This is a genomic window from Psychrosphaera sp. F3M07 (assembly GCF_018860345.1).
GTDB lineage: Bacteria > Pseudomonadota > Gammaproteobacteria > Enterobacterales > Alteromonadaceae > Psychrosphaera > Psychrosphaera aquimarina.
The window spans coordinates 319,088-335,119 of the sequence record NZ_JAHKPJ010000011.1 but is presented as its reverse complement, the minus strand read 5'-3'; the positions used below and the strand labels follow the sequence as shown (position 1 = coordinate 335,119).

Genomic DNA, 16,032 nt, shown 5'->3' with positions numbered 1-16,032 from the left:
TTTCACTTTGTTAGACAGGGGGTTGTGGAAAAGTTCAGCGAAATGAAAAATAAATGTGTTTAGTTCTATTTTTATTTGATTTTAGTTTTAAATTTAACAGCAAACCTTAACATTCTATTTATCTATCTACTGATATGGGGCTGTGAACATAGTTATTTTGACTCTCGACATACTAATTCTGTATAGGCATACTCTCCTTGGCCATCCATGGCCATCGAGTATACCTACATCCTGTAGGCAAAAAAAAACGAACATTAATTAATGTTCGCTAAACTAACAACAACTTCCAGGGAATGAAAAAATACTGCTTTCACTATGTTAGACAGGATTTTCAGAAAAAGTTCTTACAATATGAAAAAAATTATAATTTATTTATTTTTGACCCTTTCAATTCTAGGTTGCACCACTCCACAGCCAAAGAATATCAACAACATTTGTGAAATATTTATAGAGAAAGATGATTGGTGGGATGCCGCGAATGATATGCAGGATAAGTGGGGAACACCAATTCATGTTGTAATGTCCATGATGTATCAAGAGAGTTCATTTAAAGCCGATGCACAACCACCTATGAGATGGTTTTTAGGTTTTATACCCTACGGTCGAGCGAGTAGTGCCTATGGTTATTCCCAAGCTAAAACCGTCACTTGGGAAGAGTATGTAAAAGAGTCTGGCAATACTTGGGGTGACAGAGATGATTTTGAAGATGCGATTGATTTTATGGGGTGGTTTACCGCAAAAACACACAGAATAAATAAAGTGTCAAAATGGGATGCTAAAAACCAATACCTGAATTATCACGAAGGGTGGGGGGGGTATCGCAAAAAAACGTACAATAAAAAAGCTTGGTTAGTTAAAGTTGCGAAAAAAGTAGATGTTCGAGCTCGAACATATGGACAACAATTAAAAGGTTGTAAGGAATACTTAGATTCTGGTTGGTTATGGCGCTTGTTATTTTATTAACCCACTATAAAAACATCAGGTTAATCAAAACGAACAGAGATATCTGTTCGTTTTGAAAGTAACTTTAATCGTGTTTAAAATATTTCTGTTAGTGCAATACCTAGCCCCAACTTTTGTTGTTTATGATTGTAATCAATCATACTTTCGCCATATCCTGAGAAATATTGGATAGTGCCAATTAACTTGCCATAAAGCGGATAGGTATAATTTAATTCAATCGCTCCATTACCAGTTCGCCAGTTTTTGCGGATCAATACTGAAAGTTTATTATTATCGTTGTAAGCGTAGGCGCCATATAACTCATAATTACCCATGTAGTCTTCAATATCTGGATTGTCGTCTCCTTTAGGAGATAAAGGGTCAGTTTTGTCACTTTCTCTAATTCTATGCCAAGGTTTTAACATAAACATGTAATCGCCCTTTTCATAGATTAGGCTGCCAATAATTCGATTCCAACTCCTAGAAAGTATCTGGGTTTGCCCATTTGATTGGTGTTCAAAGGCCAGCATAAAGCCCGTGTTGCCGCCAAATGGGTTCCATGGCAAAGGAGCTCGATAAAATAGTTCAGGTTGGTAATTGGTTTCTCTAAATGGTTTAGATATTTGGCTAGAATATAGCTGCCACCAAGCTTGTATTGTCATTGCAAAATAAGCCCCATCACCCCGAATAAAAATGTCACCAGTGTTAAGTGGGATTTTAAAACTTAATTGATATTTAGCTTCAACCTCTTTCATTCCTTCAGCATAGCCATCAAAATATTCGTACTCTTTGCTGTTAAAGTTGTCACTAATTACTATCGGTAAAATGTAACTTGGTTTATGCGGTGTGATGACAAAAGGGTTTAACTCGGTCATTTTTTCTTCAAGAATACGTTTGGCATATCTGCCAGGGTTAAAGTCTTTTTTGATGATCTTAACTTTACAGTATTGGTTCACTTTATCTTGACTACCGTCATAAAGGCCGGAATTAACGATGTCATCAATACACTCTTCAATTTTTTTTAAATAGTTAAATTCTTCATATTGATCTTCAATGGTTTCTAAAGCGTGTACCTGAGAAGTGAATATAGTAAAAGTGAAAATGGAAAGTAATGCAGGTAATTTCAAACTAAAATCTCTTTTGGAAAATGGGTAAAATTAACGAATGATATGTTTAACACTTCCATGTATTAAACATATTGTATAGAAAAAACACGAAATTAACTAAGTTTAAAACGGGTTACAGAGTTAGAAAGTTCAGTAGCTAACGCCATGGTTGTATTAGCTTGATTCCCATTGTTTTCTGCAATGTTAAAGTTAGTTTGAGTTTGGTCAGATAATACTGTTAAGTTTTCACTGATGTCCTCTGCCACAACACTTTGCTGTTCTGTGGCGGTTGCGGTCTGTGCTGCAACATTTGAAACATTGTTACAGGCTTCACTAATTTTTTCTAAAGAGGCTAGGGTTTGTTGTGAAAGTGCCACGGTTGATTCGGTAGCACTATTGCCTTGGCTAATTGAACTCACAGCTTGCTCAACACCCGTTTGTAACGCCTCTATCATGCCTTGAATGCTTTGTGTTGACTCTTGTGTGCGACTCGCTAACGTCCTAACTTCATCAGCAACTACTGCAAAACCACGACCTTGTTCACCAGCACGCGCCGCTTCAATGGCCGCATTTAGAGCAAGTAAGTTAGTTTGTTCCGCGATACCCCTAATTACATCTAATACCGACGCTATATCTGAAGAGTTTTCGGCTAGACGTGAAATCACTTCTGCTGCGTGGTTAACGGTTTTGGATAGTTGCTCCATTTCGTTAACTGCGTTGTTGGTAATATCTTTACCTTCGCTGGTAAGCTTATTAACCACATCAATTTCAGTGGCGGTTAAGTTGGCGTTAGTTGCCACTTCTTTAATTGCATAAGACATTTGATTCACAGCAGTGACTATCATGTCCACTTTATCCGTTTGCTCTTTACTGGTATGTTTGATTTTTTTAGCGCCAGAATCTAATTCGTTTACACCTGTAATTACCTCAGACGACTGTTCAACGATAGAGCCAATTAACTTAGCTAACACATCCATAAATTCATCGAAATCGTTGGCGATTTGGCCAATTTCATCATGTCGATTACTATTAATTCTTCGACTTAAATCACCGTCACCACTGTTAATCGCTTTTAGTTTAGAAGATAAACTATCAAGGGCGTCAGCCATTGTTTTTGGGGCTATGATGCCAGCAATTAAAGTAAATAAAACGATAATGACACTGAAGATAGTTAGAACCGTTAATGTGGTATTAACGTCAGCGATGATTTCATCACTCAGTGATAAACTCTTTTTGTCTGCAGCTTCACCTGCAATGTCGTAAAAGGATCGTAAATTATTAAATGTGGTTAATGATGACGAGGCGCTTTGCTGCTTTGCTTTTTCAAGTTGTCCACTTTGTGCTAAATCAAAAACTTTAATCGCGGCCTCTTTCCAGTTATTGAAACTTGCATTAAATTGTCCGAGCTTTTGTGTGGTTGAAGGATATTCAGACATATATTGTTTGAATTTTTGCATTCTGTCGTAGGCTTGCTGGGCATTTTCTTCGAACTCATTTCTTAGTTCAACTGCGCTGGAGTCCCCCTGTTTTATGATCAATACTTGCAGTTCAGCTACTCTGGCTTGATAAAGATCTCTATCTGCGTTTAACACTGCAGAAATAGCTGGGTTAAATTCATGGGCAAATAAGACCATTCCATTTTCCGTTTTGGATATTAACGAAAAATTCATCAAATTGGATATAATAAATACGACGGCTATGCTGCAAAACATCGCAGTATATTTAACGCGAATACTCTTAAAATTCATTATCTCAACCCTAAATTGTTATACTAATCCTTAATGAATATAGATCATTAATTCATATAGTTAACGGCTTAAGTTAGAAAATATTGATATTTTGCACAATATTAGTGAATTATTTTTCTAGATAAGGGGAGGGGGCGAGCTGATATCTAAGATACGCCAGTTAATCTGACGTATCTTCCATCTCAATTTTAGGATGGATTTTAGCCAAAGAAACTTTATTGTCTTTTACATCAATAATTTCAATTGGATAACCAGAAACTAAGATAGAAACGCCGCCATCTGGGATGTCTTCCATGATCTCTAAGATCAAACCGTTAATCGTTTTTGGTCCGTCAGTGGGTAAGTCCCATTCCATTTCTTTATTAATATCACGGATGGATGAACTCCCGTCTAAAACATAACTGCCGTCAGGTTGTTTTACACAAATAGCACTTGGGTCGACAGAAATACCAGTAGTAAAGTCACCCACTATTTCTTCTAAAATATCTTCCAGGGTAAACAAACCTTGAATATCACCGTATTCATCAACAACCAAACCAATACGTTCTTTATTTTGTTTAAGCTTTTGCAGTAATACAAACAGAGACGTACCTTCAGGTGTGTAATATATTTCACGTACGGCTCTTAATAATGTGGTCTTGCTAAAATCTTCTTTGGCAAGCAATCTCAATGCGTCTCTTACATGAATAAAACCAACCGCGTCATCTATATTGTCACGATAAAGCAACAAGCGTGTATGGTTTGCGTATGTAAGCCCCTTAAGTAGGTTTTTCCAGTCATCATTGATGTCCAACGCATAAATTTCGTTACGTGGGATCATAATATCTTCAGCTTTAATTTTGCCCAAATCCAATAGGTTAACAATCATATTCTGATGGCTATCTCTTAACATGCCACCGGATTCATTAACTACGGTTCTGAGCTCTTCTTTACTTAAACTATGTTCTTCACGTTGTTCAGAGCTAACGCGTAATAAGGCTAAAATACCATTAGTGATGTAATTAACAATGACCACTAATGGGAATAGTATCTTCATTAGTATCAATAAAAGGATAGAGCTGGGGAAAGCGACTTTTTCAGGGTGTAAGGCGGCGAGTGTTTTTGGCGTCACTTCGGCAAAAATTAATATGACTAACGTTAATCCAAATGTCGCAATTGCGACGCCCACATCACCATATAAACGTAATCCTATAATGGTAGCGATTGCAGAAGCGCCAATATTAACCAAGTTGTTTCCAATGAGAATAAGCCCAATGGTTCGGTCAGGCCGACTCATCAACTTAGTGACGCGGATAGCCCCTTTGTGACCTTCCTTTTCTAAGTGTTTAAGCCGATATTTGTTTAATGCCATTAACCCAGTTTCAGTACTAGAAAAGTAAGCTGAAATAAAAATAAGTACAACGAGTAAAATAAACAGTGCACTTGTAGAGATGTCGCCCAAAATTGATCCTTGCTGGAATTAATAAATGTATAAGTATGATCTTATGTAGGTATAGTCAAGCCAAATACGTTAAGTGAGCAATATTTCACGCACAAAACGACTGCCAAAATATGCCAACGTGAGTATTAAAGAGGCTAAAATGGTGGCAATTGCACTGTTACTTCCACGCCAACCATATATTTTATGGCCTATGGTAAGTGTTGCAAAAGCAGCCCAAGCGATCAGAGATAATATTGTTTTATGTGCATATTGTTTTGTCCACATGTTATCTAGAAATAAGAAGCCTGTGAATAAAGCGGCAGTTAACAAAATTAACCCAATAGCCATTAGCCTAAATTGTTGTAGTTCAACAACATTAAGTGAAGGTAGGTGACTGTTTAACGATAACGTTTTTGATTTTAACTTAGAGTCTATGTATCTAAACTGAATTGCATATAAAGACGATATAACCAATACACAATAAGCACTAACTGATAGAACGATGTGAATTATCAAAGGTACAGACGAATTAATCGACACGCCCATATAAGCGAGTGAATCATTAGGAACAAAAATAATAGCCAGAGACAATAGCGCGGAAAATCCATAAGTAACTAACAAAATCATTAAGTTACTGTTTTTAAATGAACGTATAGTTAACACAACAACAATAAGTGCGTTGATTAATAAACACATTGCGGTTAACGATAAATGCAATTCATTATTAACAAACAACATTGCGCGCACGGCAACTAATTGAGAGATAATTGCGCCAATGGCGACTGAAAATAGAACTTTAGAATTGAACGTAGAGTTTATGAAAACTGATCTAGCCGTCACAATACTGGCAACAGTAAATCCAATAAAAGCTAAAATAAGTCCTATCATTGCGGACATGGGTGTAAACCTTTATGAGTAAATCTAAAAAATAACGCTTTGATGTTACCACGTTTTTTTATTTCGTTAATCAATATTCAAAAGTTTAATTACAATAAATTAACAGATTGTAACTTAGAATGAATTAGAAACCTTGTAATTGCTTTTTTACCCTATATTTAGCATAGGTAGCGGTATATAATCGCACCATTCGCGCTGTTAAAAACAGCTAGCCTTAGTAAGAGAATATTCATCTATGTTTGACAATTTATCTGAACGATTATCCCAGTCCCTCAAAAAAATTAGTGGTCAAGGGCGACTAACTGAAGACAACATTAAAGATACGTTACGTGAAGTAAGAATGGCGCTGTTAGAAGCGGACGTTGCGTTACCTGTTGTTCGTGATTTTGTTAAGTCCGTTAAAGAACAAGCCGTTGGCGAAGAAGTTGGTAAAAGTTTAACGCCAGGCCAAGTGTTTGTGAAAATCGTTCAAGGTGAACTTGAAAAGGCCATGGGCGATAAAAATGAAGATTTAAACCTTGCCGCGCAACCACCTGCAGTGGTCATGATGGCAGGTTTACAAGGTGCGGGTAAAACCACATCAGTTGCTAAGTTAGCTAAATTCTTAAAAGAGAAAAAGAAAAAATCAGTATTAGTAGTGAGTGCCGACGTTTATCGTCCAGCCGCTATTAAACAGTTAGAAACCCTAGCCACTGAAGTTGATGTTGAGTTTTTCCCAAGCTCAATCGAACAAAAGCCTATTGATATTGTTAACGCAGCAATCGATCACGCGAAACGTAAGTTTTTTGATGTGTTGTTAGTCGATACGGCAGGCCGTTTAGCAATCGACCAAGACATGATGGCAGAAATTCAAGCATTACATGCCGCGGTTAATCCAGTTGAAACTCTGTTTGTTGTAGATTCAATGACGGGACAAGATGCGGCCGTTACCGCTAAAGCCTTTGATGAAGCTTTACCATTAACGGGCATTATCTTAACTAAAGCGGATGGCGATGCCAGAGGTGGTGCGGCATTATCAATACGTCACATAACGGGTAAACCAATTAAGTTTATTGGTATGGGTGAAAAAATTGATGCGTTAGAACCTTTCCACCCAGAACGTATTGCCAGCCGCATTTTAGGCATGGGAGACGTACTTTCTCTAGTTGAACAAATTGAATCAACTATAGATAAAGAAAAAGCAGCGCAAGTTGCCAAAAAGGTCATGAAAGGTAAAGGTTTTGACCTTGAAGATTTTCGTGATCAATTAACGCAAATGCGCAGCATGGGCGGGATGTCGAGTTTGATGGATAAAATGCCGGGCATGGGCAAAGTATCTGATGCAGTTAAAGGCCAAGTAAACGACAAACAGTTTGTGCAAATGGAAGCCATTATCAATTCCATGACGAAAAAGGAACGTAAGTTTCCTGATGTCATAAAAGGCTCTCGTAAACGTCGTATCGCGATGGGCAGTGGAACACAAGTTCAAGATGTTAATCGCATGTTAAAACAGTTTACGCAAATGCAAAAAATGATGAAAAAAATGAAAGGTGGCGGCTTGATGAAAATGATGCGTGGTATGGGCGGTGGAATGCCAAAAATGCCAGGTGGATTCCCTAAGATATAAAGAAAACTTAGGTATATAAGCTTCATAAAAAAACAAAAAAGAGTTCATATGAACTCTTTTTTTGATCTTGGTTATGCGTCTTTTGCGAAGCTAATTTTGAATGTTCAATTAACTTTTTGCTTGTCGGCCCACGTCCAAGCCTGAGTATTATACAAAGGTACAGTGGAAAGTGCGTGGTGATGGCTGCCGTTTGTTTCTTTGGTTGAGTAAGATAAATACATTAACGTCTTCGTTTTATTGTCATATATCCGACGTACTTTAAGGCTTTTTAATAAGATACTTTTGGATTCGCGAAAAATCACTTCTCCATTTTTTGATAAATCAATTTGTGCCAGATGTTCCGGTAAGATGGGTCCAGTTTGGCGGCAGGCAATTGACATATCAGAAGGGTCAGAAAAATCTAAATTAGCTTCAATATGACTAATATGGCAAGTAACACCTGGGAGCTTAGGATCTTGCTCTGCTTTTATCACCACGTCTTTGGTGGTAAACAATCCTAAACTGACTTTGCCTGCATCTTCAGTACATGCCGACATGCTTATTGCTAATAATAATATAACGACTGGTTTCATTTGCACTTCCTGTTATTTCGTATTATTGAGAATATACATGAATGTCACTTAATTGGACGATTATTTGTTTTTTAATCGTTCAATTGCAGGGGTATCAAAGAAGTCTAAGTCGTCCGAATTCAACGCAGTGCGATATTGAGCTTTTCGCGCTTGTTTTTGTTTGATGGATTCGCCAAACACCTCAAAATGAGCTTGTTCTAGCATATCTATACCTTCTTCATGAGTGATAAGACCTAAGTACTCACCAGCGTGAAGAAACCCCTCTAATCTATGTTTGTTTTTTTGATCCGTTTTAGAGGTTTTTGAATGCTGAAATAACGTTATTAAGCGGCTAAGTGCTTCTTGCTGAAACACTTCTTTTGTTTTAGTGATCATGACAGGCCTCCTAGTTCCATTGAAGGTCGATTATTAAGTTTATTGTTCGCTTGTTAGTTCTTGTTGATCTTGCTCTTTTTGATCTAACAAGGCTCTATCTGCTTTAGAAATATATTTAGGTTTGTTGCTTTTATGTAATTTGCTATTGGCCTTTTTTAATTTTCGTTTAAATGTTTCATTTATTTTCTTTTTTCTGTTCATTGCTTTAGGCCTACCATAATCGTTAATCGCACTATTTTACAATTAAAAAGGTTATCTGTAATGATCAATTTAAACTTTTATTTAGTCCCATATAGAGTCTGTCAACAGGCGCAATATTTTACCCATTTAGTCCAAGTTAATGGCTAGCTTTGTATAGGCGAGTCATGCAACAATTACGGCTCGTACTTAGGTTGCAGAGAGAGCCAGTTTATCAAACGTTTTATTGTTATTTTGTTGTCCGTTGTTTTATTAAACGCATGTAATTCATTGCCAATTGATAAACAAATATCCGTAGGGCAAAACGCGAGAATTCAATCGTTAATACTGCACTTTACCGCGATAGATTATCAACGTTCCATGTGGGCGCTTAAAGATAGTGGAGGCGTGAGTGCGCATTATTTAATTCCAGAAAAAGCCGATCCAAGTTACCCCAAAACTAGTTTGGAAATAATACAACTAGTGGATGAAAGCCAAAGGGCTTGGCATGCTGGAACCAGTTATTGGGATGGCCGCCGAAACTTAAATGATACTTCCATCGGTATAGAAATAGTTAATATTCCCAAATGCCATCACCAGCCGGTAGTTAAAGCAACACATGGAGGTGAATATGGCGCTCATAAAGATTGCAGGTTTCCTGATTTTGACCAAGAACAAATCAGTTTATTAATTGAATTATCAAAACAAATTTTACAACGTCATCCAGATATTGAGCCGACAAGAGTCATTGGACATTCAGATATATCTCCTAGTAGAAAAAACGATCCAGGGCCAAATTTCCCTTGGTATCAACTTTATCAGCATGGCATTGGTGCTTGGTATGATGCCCAGACTCAAGCTAAATATCAGCATATGTTTGAAACGTTTTCACCTTCTATCAATTTAGTGCAAAAAGCGCTTTATTATTATGGTTACAACATTAAGGAAACGGGAATATTAGACAGTCAAACTCAAGATGTATTATTTGCATTTCAAATGCATTTTCTTCCTTGGGATGTGACAGGCGAATTGAATACAGAAACGGCTGCGACGGTTTATGCATTATTAGAAAAATACAAAGAACCTCAACTGAAAGTATTAATGTCACGATATAACCGAGAAGAAGAACAGCAATTCGGTTTATCAAGTTTACTAGAGGCTAATAAAAACCGTTTAGTGAAACCTTTTTATGGAGCGAAAGGGCAGGGAGAAGTCACTTTAATTCATCCTAATTTATCAAGTTTGATTGACTTAGATATCACTATTAATGGTGTGTCCGTCGATTTCAAGCAACCAGTCAAAATGAATGCAACAGGCATTAAATTTGGCATTGCTAGCTTAGTTAACAATGGAAATAACGTGTTAGAAATTGCATCTAAAAGTGATTTGTCGAATCTTTCTATTAATGTTACAGGGCCGGAATTAAAGCAACCTACAGTCTGGTTAGAAAGGAAGTTGAGAAATGAACTGGCTAATGGCCTCAGTACTTTAGAGCAAAGTTTTGAATTTAGTTTAGTTAAACATGACAAAGTGATCTTACACCAATCTTTTGGCAGGGCAGCAAAGAACGGTGAACTTCATTTAAATCAATTAAGTTCTTTTTTTACCACGCAACTTGCGATGGTTAAATTAATTGGTGAGCAACGTATAAAATTAGATAACTCAGTTTCATATTATTTACCTGAATATAAAGGCGATGGCAGAGCAAACCGATTGATCAAACACCTTGTTAATCATAAATCTGGTTACCCAAGAGTCGATGATTACCTTCAAGCAGTCCAACAGTCTAGAGAGGATAACGAAGCGGATCAGGCGTTATCCTTAACCGTTGATGAAATACATCAGCAATCACTTGATATCGATTGGCAAAGCGCAATTTACCATGTCCCATTTTATTATGGTGTTGAACAAAAGCTGGTTTATAGTGAGTTTAATGACTTAGTTCTAAGATTAGTCATTGAAAGAGTAACTAACATGCCATTTGAGCAATTTGTTGAAACACAATTGTTCTTACCTTTAGGTTTAAATCATAGTGCGTTTCGAACAGAACCAAATGACAAATCAAGGCCAACAAGCCAGCTAACCACTCGGATGGAAGATGTATTAGTATTAACACAATTGTTTAAAAATAATGGTAGTTATGGTAACCAACAACTGTTTAAACCAAGTGCATACACTCGTTGGTTACAACACAATTCTGTTTGGCTATTAAGTAAAGAGTTGAGCCAATTTAAACCTATATTAGATGTGCAAACCTGCCATCCATATTTGACACAAAGTAGCCATGTTGCTTTATCTGAGAACAATCTCGTATTGGTTGATGACAAATTGGATATTTCAGTAATTATCCATTTCCAAACAGAGGATAAAGAAGGTGTGGATGAATTGGGATCAAATCCATGTGGTTTATCTGAACCGCAACAGCAAGTATTAACGAAGGCGCTACAGATAATCTATCAAGCACAGCGTTAATTAGTAATAACAAGCTTATTTTAAAAGGAAGAACATCAACATGGGCTGGCATATCTACTGCGAGAAAATACTATCAATATTACCTAAAAATAGATTGTTAGCGCTTGATGTATTTAGAGGTTTAACCATAACCGCTATGGTCTTGGTAAATAATCCCGGCAGTTGGTCTTATGTTTATCCTCCAATGCTACATGCTCAGTGGCACGGCTGGACTCCTACCGATTTAATTTTTCCATTTTTTGTCTTCATTGTTGGTGTATCCGTTGCCATAGTTATGAACAGAGAAATGGCCAAAGGTACCAATAAACTGAGTTTGATAAAAAATGCCAGTGTAAGGGCTGCTAAGTTGTTTGGTTTGGGATTGTTTTTAGCCTTGTTTTACTTCAACGTTTTTGCGGCGGATTACAGTTGGGTTGAATCTAAGTTAATGTCTGTGCGGGTGATGGGCGTATTACAACGACTCGGTTTAGTATTTTTAGTTACAGTGATCATTGTTTTATATTTTGGACGACTTGGGCGAGCGCTTTGGATTACAGGATTATTATTAGGTTACTGGGCGATCATGATGTTCATTCCATACTCTGATAGCAATGGCGTTGTTTACCAAGGGTTGTTGCAGCACGGAAATAGCTTAGCGGCATGGTTAGATAACTTAATTCTGGGAAGTGAGCATGTGTATTACTCAAAAGCTCAACCTTTTGCCTTTGATCCAGAAGGCATATTAAGTACGTTCCCTGCGGTTGCGGGAGCATTAGCGGGGGTTTTCACCGGAGATCTATTAACGGATAAATCGAGATCACTGATAAATAAAACTAAAACCATGTTGTGTTGGGGGTTAGGGTTGATTATAGCGGGTGAGCTTTATGGTCTTGTATTCCCTATTAACAAAGCATTATGGACATCTAGTTTTGTTGTGATGACGACAGGCTGGGCGTTATTGATTTTAGGTTTGTTAACTTGGCTGATTGATATAAAAAGTTATAAAAACTGGAGTGCGCCATTTGTGGTATTTGGTGCCAATGCCATTTTGTTTTATTTGTTTTCTGCGGTGGTCGCACGACTATTTATGATGATCCCTATTGGTAATATAAGCTTACAAGGTTGGCTGTACCATCAAGTATATAGTCCTATATTTGGCAATCTTAATGGTTCACTCATGTATGCGATAAGTTTCTTGTTAATGTCTTATGTGGTGATGCATGTGTTATATAAAAAGAAGATATTCTTTAAGGTTTAATTAGTTAAACTTTAGACATAAAAAACGTTTCAATTTGAAACGTTTTTTTGTGTTTGATTTAGATATACCAATCTAGATCATTACCAATCCTGCTATTAAATAAGCGATTATCGTTAAACCACCACCAACTAAGGCATAAGGTAATTGGGTTCTAACGTGTTCCAGTAAGTCACAACCTGAGGCTACTGAACTGACTGCCGTAGTATCTGATATTGGAGAGCAATGATCGCCAAATACGCCACCACCTAATATAGCCGCTAAAATTAATGGCGCAGGTAATCCCAAGTTAACTACTAATGGCATGCCAATCGGAATTAAAATCGCGAAGGTACCCCAACTTGTACCAGTAGAGAAAGACATCAAGCCACCAGCGATAAACAATACCGCTGGAATTAAGAAGTAAGGTAATGACTCTGCCACTATGCCAGAGATGAAGATACCCGTACCAAGCTGTTTTAAACTTGCACCTAAGGCTAACGAAAATAATACAATCATCACCAGTGGTAATAACTCAGACATGCCAGAAAAACCAATTTCAGTCATTTTTTTATGGCTAAATTTCTTCGTACTGATCATCATGGCATAAGCAACGATACAAGCTAATGACGTAGCGTATAACACGGACTTAGAGCCTGAGCCTTCAATAAAGTTACCATTGCCAGTTAGAAACATAAAACCAACCATAGAGAACGACATGACAAATAACGGCACTAACATAAATCTAGGTTTTGATGGCTCTATCTCTAACTCAACCTTACTCTCTGACTTAGTTTGATTTTGTTCTGCGTGTTTTAATGGACCATGAGTTTTGTCTGCAATTATGGTGTACAGCACAATAGATAAGGTAATAAGGGCATAAAAGTTAAGAGGGATAGTTTGAATTAAGGTAGAAACGCTAGACTCGTTAAGCTCGTATCCGCCTATCAGAGCAAGTACATAAGCACCCCAGCCGTTTAATAATAGTAAGATGCAAATTGGAGCACTGGTACTATCAATAATATAGGCCAGTCGAGCACGACTCATATTAAACTTATCAAATAAACCGCGCGATAAAATGCCTGACATTAACACGCTTAAATTAGACTCGATAAAAATGAACACACCAGTGAAAAACGCGATAAATCTTGCTCGACGAGCATTCCCACTTAACCCTTTTTCAACTAAAAAGTTAACGGTAGCAGACACGCCGCCGGAATAACGCATAAAGGCTAACAATGCGCCAACCAATATAGAGAATATTAAGATTCGGGTATTACCGCCATCGGCAAACACATTAACAATGCGTTCAATTCCGGCGATAGCAAAACCAGCAAGACTATTAGCATCATCACCTTTGTTGAGTAAAACCAATAATTCTGAGCTGAAAATAGCGGTTAATAACGCAAGAATAACTTCTCTTTTCCACAATACGATGGCAACAGCCAAAAGAGGGGGGATAACGGTGAACCAATCAGACACTATGTCTCCTATCTCGCTTTAACGAGTTCTTATTATATTTTGTCGTAATTTACTTTGTGAGGTTGTAAACAACGTTAATTAGCTAAGTGTATTTTGAAAGACCTAATGGAAAAAAGATACCCCTAAAATGGATTAGCTGAGGTTTAACTTTATTTTTTATTATTGTTTGGTAGTTTTATTGTCATTTTAGCGCCACCATCATCAGTCTCGTCAATGATAAACTCACCGTTATGACGACTGGCTACTTGTTTCACAATGTATAAACCTAAGCCAAAACCTTGGTGTTCTTCCCCGTTCGCACTGCTTTTTTGAGTTGAAGAGAACCCAGGGCCGTCATCAGAAACAATGAAATATACAAACTGATCTTTATGATCAAACTGAACAGAAATTTTAGATTTTGCAAATCGTAATCCGTTGTTTATTAAGTTGGTTAACGCTAAATCAATTTGTAATTCATTTGCGTAAAAAATCACATCTTCTGCAAACGGTTCAAACACCACGGCCACATCGGTTTCGACAAACTTATTGGTAATATGTTCTGCAAATTCAGATAATTGAATTGGAGCTAAGTAGTTAGCATCGGTAATTTGATTACGGCCAAACTCTAGATATTCATGGGCTAGTGTCTCCAATTCTTTAATATCTGTTTTGAAGCGTCGTAAGTCTTTTTCTGGGATCCGTTTAGCTATTTTTTGCAATACAAATTTCATTCTCGCTAAAGGGGTACGGACTTCATGAGCGATGATATTTGATAAATCTTTATGCACTTGAATTTGTTTTAGTAATTGGTGACTCATCTGATGTAAAGACTCGGCTAGCGGATATACACTGGATTTTGCTGATATGGTCAATGCTTGAGCTTCCGGTTTTTTACCAAACTCAACAGCACAATTTTGCAAATGATTTACATCTCTAAATACCGGTCTAAACAATAATAAAAAGATAACGGCTAAGGTACTATAAAAAATCAATAAGATAAGGGTATCTTGTGGTTGTTCCCAATTACTATGGTGGATTGGTCCCCATTGAATTAATTGCTCATCATTTAATTTCTTAAGGTAATAACTGTTGTTATTCACTGTATATGCAATGATGTCATTTTGATTTAATGACTGGTTAGATTCATCATCAAGTTGAACACTCTGTTTACGGATGACTTTGTATTCGGGTAATGAGTTGTTATCAAAGCTTTTGAATATATTGTCGACGTTGATGGTGTGATACACAGGTGGCGCAAAATACGCCTTATATATTTGGGTGAAACTAATTATAAAGGCACATGCCGCTATAAAAAAAAATACGTAAAATCGGATGAAGTTATTTTGTTTCACGTAAATGCGCCCAAAAATTAAAAACGTATCCTTGGTTACGAATCGAATCGACGGTTAATTTTTCACACCCAAGTTGTTGCATTTTTTTTCTAAAACGACTGACTCGTAAATCCGCGGCACGGTCACTACCATCGTATTCTCGGCCAATAAGTTGAGTGAAAATTTGCTCTCTTGAAACCACATTGTCGCCAACGGATGTGAAAAACCACAGTACATCAAATTCTTGATTGGTTAAATTAATCGGCGAGTCTTGGAATTTGGCTTTTTTATTTACATTATCTAAATGAAGTTCCCCAACTTGCACCACATCACCAGATGCTACAGGGCTTGAATGACGTAAGTGTGCTTTGACTCTAGCTAACAATAATTCAGGCTCTACGGGTTTTACAATGTAATCACAGGCGCCAGCCTCTAAACCGGTAATTTGAGAATCAATATCAGACAATGCGGTTAGAAAAATAACGGGTAATAGGTAGGGTAGGTTGAGTGACTCAATTAAATCAAAACCTTGTATATCGGGTAAATTAACATCACAAATAATTAAGTCATAATCATGTTGGTTGATGAATTTAACTGCTTGCTCACCGGTTTCAGCAATGGTGACAATGAAATCATAATCAACTAAAAACTCTTTCGTTAATTCAGCTAACGGTAAATCATCTTCTATTAATAATATTTGGTAATTTTTCAT

At 37.1% G+C, this 16,032-nt stretch carries 14 protein-coding genes; 4 read left to right on the top strand and 10 right to left on the bottom strand.

What is annotated here, in order from left to right:
* Window positions 1-351 precede the first annotated feature (351 nt).
* Window positions 352-963: a hypothetical protein gene (locus tag KO505_RS05060; RefSeq protein ID WP_216054355.1), complete on the top strand. Its 612-nt coding sequence runs from the start codon at window positions 352-354 to the stop codon at window positions 961-963.
* A 74-nt stretch (window positions 964-1,037) separates the two neighbouring features.
* On the opposite strand, the gene KO505_RS05055 is transcribed toward KO505_RS05060, so the two are convergent.
* The 4 genes from KO505_RS05055 to KO505_RS05040 all read right to left on the bottom strand — a co-directional run bounded on the left by KO505_RS05055 (window position 1,038) and on the right by KO505_RS05040 (window position 6,113).
* Window positions 1,038-2,069, bottom strand: a complete 1,032-nt coding sequence (locus KO505_RS05055; protein ID WP_216054354.1) for a phospholipase A — start codon at window positions 2,067-2,069, stop codon at window positions 1,038-1,040.
* A gap of 92 nt (window positions 2,070-2,161) precedes the next feature.
* Window positions 2,162-3,796 (bottom strand): methyl-accepting chemotaxis protein, encoded by a 1,635-nt coding sequence (locus KO505_RS05050; RefSeq protein WP_216054353.1) that lies wholly within the window; start codon window positions 3,794-3,796, stop codon window positions 2,162-2,164.
* Window positions 3,797-3,956: 160 nt separating this feature from the next.
* Entirely contained in the window at window positions 3,957-5,237 is a 1,281-nt protein-coding gene (locus tag KO505_RS05045) for an HlyC/CorC family transporter (protein ID WP_216054352.1), read from the bottom strand.
* 69 nt (window positions 5,238-5,306) lie between these two features.
* Window positions 5,307-6,113 carry an inner membrane protein YpjD gene (locus KO505_RS05040; RefSeq protein WP_216054351.1) on the bottom strand — a complete coding sequence of 269 codons (807 nt, stop codon included), beginning with the start codon at window positions 6,111-6,113 and terminating at the stop codon, window positions 5,307-5,309.
* 235 nt (window positions 6,114-6,348) lie between these two features.
* Here KO505_RS05040 and ffh point away from each other — a divergent pair, with 235 nt between their 5' ends.
* On the top strand, window positions 6,349-7,719 hold the full coding sequence (ffh, locus tag KO505_RS05035) for a signal recognition particle protein (protein WP_216054350.1): 1,371 nt from the start codon (window positions 6,349-6,351) through the stop codon (window positions 7,717-7,719).
* Window positions 7,720-7,823: 104 nt separating this feature from the next.
* Here ffh and KO505_RS05030 read toward each other — a convergent pair whose 3' ends face one another.
* From KO505_RS05030 to KO505_RS05020, 3 genes are read right to left on the bottom strand one after another with little or no spacing between them, the layout of a single operon-like run.
* Window positions 7,824-8,291: a CreA family protein gene (locus tag KO505_RS05030; RefSeq protein WP_216054349.1), complete on the bottom strand. Its 468-nt coding sequence runs from the start codon at window positions 8,289-8,291 to the stop codon at window positions 7,824-7,826.
* Window positions 8,292-8,351: 60 nt separating this feature from the next.
* Entirely contained in the window at window positions 8,352-8,666 is a 315-nt protein-coding gene (locus tag KO505_RS05025; protein ID WP_216054348.1) for a hypothetical protein, read from the bottom strand.
* Window positions 8,667-8,705: 39 nt separating this feature from the next.
* Complete coding sequence (locus tag KO505_RS05020; protein WP_216054347.1) at window positions 8,706-8,867, bottom strand: DUF2986 domain-containing protein; 162 nt, start codon at window positions 8,865-8,867, stop codon at window positions 8,706-8,708.
* 267 nt (window positions 8,868-9,134) lie between these two features.
* On the opposite strand from KO505_RS05020, the gene KO505_RS05015 reads away from it, so the two are divergent.
* Both KO505_RS05015 and KO505_RS05010 read left to right on the top strand, forming a co-directional pair.
* Entirely contained in the window at window positions 9,135-11,315 is a 2,181-nt protein-coding gene (locus KO505_RS05015) for an N-acetylmuramoyl-L-alanine amidase (protein WP_216054346.1), read from the top strand.
* A gap of 40 nt (window positions 11,316-11,355) precedes the next feature.
* Window positions 11,356-12,552, top strand: a complete 1,197-nt coding sequence (locus KO505_RS05010) for an acyltransferase family protein (RefSeq protein WP_216054345.1) — start codon at window positions 11,356-11,358, stop codon at window positions 12,550-12,552.
* Between the two features lie 72 nt (window positions 12,553-12,624).
* Here KO505_RS05010 and KO505_RS05005 read toward each other — a convergent pair whose 3' ends face one another.
* From KO505_RS05005 to KO505_RS04995, 3 genes are all read right to left on the bottom strand, one after another.
* Window positions 12,625-14,010, bottom strand: coding sequence for a Na+/H+ antiporter NhaC family protein (locus tag KO505_RS05005; RefSeq protein WP_216054344.1), 1,386 nt, complete (start codon window positions 14,008-14,010; stop codon window positions 12,625-12,627).
* A gap of 149 nt (window positions 14,011-14,159) precedes the next feature.
* Window positions 14,160-15,341: a HAMP domain-containing sensor histidine kinase gene (locus KO505_RS17550; protein WP_216054343.1), complete on the bottom strand. Its 1,182-nt coding sequence runs from the start codon at window positions 15,339-15,341 to the stop codon at window positions 14,160-14,162.
* Complete coding sequence (locus tag KO505_RS04995; RefSeq protein WP_216054342.1) at window positions 15,328-16,032, bottom strand: response regulator transcription factor; 705 nt, start codon at window positions 16,030-16,032, stop codon at window positions 15,328-15,330. The genes KO505_RS17550 and KO505_RS04995 overlap by 14 nt, the downstream gene beginning before the upstream one ends.

Coding starts and splice junctions, on each gene's coding strand:
- KO505_RS05060 (WP_216054355.1), top strand. CDS start 352: ATGAAAAAAATTATAATTTATTTATTTTTGACCCTTTCAATTCTAGGT.
- ffh (WP_216054350.1), top strand. CDS start 6,349: ATGTTTGACAATTTATCTGAACGATTATCCCAGTCCCTCAAAAAAATT.
- KO505_RS05025 (WP_216054348.1), bottom strand. CDS start 8,666: ATGATCACTAAAACAAAAGAAGTGTTTCAGCAAGAAGCACTTAGCCGC.
- KO505_RS05020 (WP_216054347.1), bottom strand. CDS start 8,867: ATGAACAGAAAAAAGAAAATAAATGAAACATTTAAACGAAAATTAAAA.
- KO505_RS05050 (WP_216054353.1), bottom strand. CDS start 3,796: ATGAATTTTAAGAGTATTCGCGTTAAATATACTGCGATGTTTTGCAGC.
- KO505_RS05030 (WP_216054349.1), bottom strand. CDS start 8,291: ATGAAACCAGTCGTTATATTATTATTAGCAATAAGCATGTCGGCATGT.
- KO505_RS04995 (WP_216054342.1), bottom strand. CDS start 16,032: ATGAAAAATTACCAAATATTATTAATAGAAGATGATTTACCGTTAGCT.
- KO505_RS05010 (WP_216054345.1), top strand. CDS start 11,356: ATGGGCTGGCATATCTACTGCGAGAAAATACTATCAATATTACCTAAA.
- KO505_RS05040 (WP_216054351.1), bottom strand. CDS start 6,113: ATGTCCGCAATGATAGGACTTATTTTAGCTTTTATTGGATTTACTGTT.